Consider the following 2,794-nt stretch of genomic DNA (forward strand, 5'->3'; position numbering starts at 1 on the left):
CGCCGGCGGAGTCCTCGTCGGGGCGGGCGGCCTGGCGGTCGTAGCGATCCGCCCCGGTGGCGTCGTAGCCGCCGGGGCCGGGCTCGCCCTGCCCCGGGCGGCGGCGCAGGGCGTGGTGGCGCGCGGCCTGCTCGTGATCGCCGGGCTGGCCCTCGTAGCCGCCGCCGGGCGCAGCGCCGTAGCCGTTCGCCGGCCCGTTTTCGTATCCGTTCGACGCGGTCTCGTATCCGTTCGAGCGGCTGTCGTACGCATTCGGTCGGGTCTCGTAAGCGGCGGGGCGCATCTCATAGGCACCGGGCCGGACGTCGTAGCCGGTCCGCGGGTCTTGACTGCCCTGGACGTCGTAGCTGGTCGAGGCGTCGTAGCTGGTCGAGGCGTCGTAGCTGGCCGCGGCGTCGTAGGAGACCGGCGTCGGCGCGGTGTGCGGGTAACCACCCGGCGGGCCGTAGCCGGCCTGTTGCCGGGCCGCAGTGATATAATCGCCGCCGGAGCCTTGGCCCTGCGGCGGGTAGCCACCGGGAGCGGGCTGCGCCGGGGCCCCGCCGAGCTGGTGCGCACCGGCGGCCGCGTGGCTCGGCGCGGCAGCCGGCGGGATCATCGTCATCCGTTCGGGAACGGTCGCCACCTGCGAGTCCGGTGCCGTCAGCGCGACCCGCACGTGCTGACGGCCACCTTCGCCGTAGAACGTCCCGGGCGCGACGAGGACGCCGACGCCGGCGAGCGCGTCGAGCGTCGCCCACGCGTCCTCACCACGCGTCGCCCACAGGTACAGGCCGGCTTCGCTGTGGTCGATGGTGAAACCGGCGACCGACAGCGCCGCGGCGAGCACCGCCCGCCGGTTCGCGTAGCGGGCCCGCTGGTCGGCGACGTGCAGGTCGTCCGCGTACGCGGCGGTCATCGCCGCCTGCACCGGGGTCGGCATCATGAACCCGGCGTGCTTGCGGACGCCGAGCAGCCCCGCGACGAGCTGCGGGTCACCCGTGACGAAACCGGCCCGGTACCCCGCGAGGTTGGACCGCTTCGACAGCGAGTGCACCGCGAGCAGGCCCTCGTGCGAGCCCCCGCACACGTCGGGGTGCAGCACGGAGACGGGCCGGGCTTCCCAGCCCAGCTCGATATAGCACTCGTCACTCGCGACGATGACGCCCCGCTCGCGGGCCCAGCCGACGACGGCCCGCATCTCCTCGACCGTCATGACCCGGCCCGTCGGATTGGCCGGGGAGTTCAGCCAGACCATGGTCACGCCCTCGGCGGGCCCGACCACGGGTTCACAGCGCGCGAGCAGCGCCCCGACCTCGTAGGTCGGGTACGCCGGCGTAGGCACCCAGACCCGGTCACCGGGTTCGAGGCCGAGCTGGCCCGGCAACTGGGCGACCACTTCCTTGGTGCCGAGCACGGGCAGGACGGCACCCGGATCGACGAGGACGCCGAGGCGGCGGGCCAACCAGCCCGCCGCCGCCTCTCGAAGATCCGGTGTGCCGACGGTCTGCGGATAACCAGGCGCGTCCGCGGCGCCGGCCAGTGCCTGCTGCACCACGGCCGGCGTGGAGTCCACCGGGGTTCCGACGGAGAGGTCAACCAGACCGTAGGGGTGCGCGCGTGCCTTCTCCCGGAAGGCAGCGAGCTGGTCCCAGGGGAAGTCTGGCAGCCGCACGCGGGAACGAGCCGGTGACCGCAGGACGCCGGGGGTGTTGCCCGACCTCCCAGAGCCGCTCAGGACTCGCCCTGGGGGGCCAGCGCGGAGACCGCCGGCGGGTCGAAGCTGAGCGCCCCGACCTTCGAGGCGCCGCCGGGCGAACCGAGCTCCTCGAAGAAGTTCGCGTTGGTGTCGGTGTATCCCTTCCACTGGTCGGGAACATCGTCTTCGTAGTAGATGGCTTCGACCGGGCATACCGGCTCGCATGCCCCGCAGTCGACGCATTCGTCGGGCTGGATGTACAGCATCCGACCGCCCTCGTAAATGCAGTCGACCGGGCACTCCTCGATGCAGGCCCTGTCCTTGACATCGACACAGGGCTCCGCGATGACGTAGGTCACCGGATGTTCCTCCTCGGGCTCACGGGCGACTGAGTCCCTAGTATCGACATGGACCGTTCCGTGTCGACAGCAAGGGCGTGCGCTGGTGGTGTATGTCGTCCGCATCACTCGGGCCGACATCGGCGCGCGAGTCATGATCCGGCGGCGCATCCCAGGTCCGATACCTCTCAGTGACGTTCTCGGGACACTGCGGTCATGGTCGTCGCGCGTGCTGACGGTCGAAACGGCGGAAGGTTCTGCTGTTCAGATTACCGAGGATGACCTCGTCGCGGCACGCGTTATCCCCCCCCGTCCGCCCAGGCGGCGGTCACACGCAGTCGTCGATCTGACAGTAGACGGTCAGAAGAGCAGTACAGGAACGCCTGCGGACCTGCCAGATCCCGGCACCATTGGCCGAACCCAGCCGGTCGACCGCGCGACAATCCGTCCTATGACGCCGTCGGATGCGACGTACACGGACACGGGGTACCCGAAGTCGGGGTACCCCGACTCCGAGCGGCGGGCGCCGGGAGGGGAGCCGAGGTGAGCGACCGCAGCCGCCGGCAGTTCGCCGAGGCCGTCCGCCGGGAGCCCGTCGATCTGGCCGCCGCCTGCCACCTGCTCGCCGCCGAGGCCGACGCGAGCGCCGACACCCAGGACCCGGCCGTCACGTTCGACCTGCTCGACGCCCTGGCGGCGCGGGCCCGGCCGAGGCTGGCCGCCCGGGTGGGATCGGCCCCCCGCTTCCCCCGGGTGGAGCACGGCTCGTCCACCGGGC

The 2,794-nt window shown here is 72.0% G+C and carries 3 protein-coding genes and 1 pseudogene; 2 read left to right on the forward strand and 2 right to left on the reverse strand.

The window, feature by feature from the left end:
* Positions 1-1,654, reverse strand: a 1,654-nt coding sequence (gene dapC / locus MXD58_RS28190; RefSeq protein WP_250611201.1) for a succinyldiaminopimelate transaminase, incomplete at its 3' end; no start/stop codon positions are given.
* A gap of 59 nt (positions 1,655-1,713) precedes the next feature.
* On the reverse strand, positions 1,714-2,037 hold the full coding sequence (gene fdxA, locus MXD58_RS28195) for a ferredoxin (RefSeq protein ID WP_248817515.1): 324 nt from the start codon (positions 2,035-2,037) through the stop codon (positions 1,714-1,716).
* An 88-nt stretch (positions 2,038-2,125) separates the two neighbouring features.
* On the opposite strand from fdxA, the gene MXD58_RS31985 reads away from it, so the two are divergent.
* Both MXD58_RS31985 and MXD58_RS28200 read left to right on the forward strand, forming a co-directional pair.
* Positions 2,126-2,563 (forward strand): putative acetyltransferase, encoded by a 438-nt coding sequence (locus MXD58_RS31985; protein WP_518478707.1) that lies wholly within the window; start codon positions 2,126-2,128, stop codon positions 2,561-2,563.
* A pseudogene (locus MXD58_RS28200) lies at positions 2,560-2,794 on the forward strand (transglutaminase-like domain-containing protein); the annotation flags it as partial. The gene MXD58_RS31985 and the pseudogene MXD58_RS28200, both read left to right, overlap by 4 nt.

Source organism: Frankia sp. AgKG'84/4 (assembly GCF_023242965.2).
In the GTDB taxonomy this organism is placed as follows: Bacteria; Actinomycetota; Actinomycetes; order Frankiales; family Frankiaceae; genus Frankia.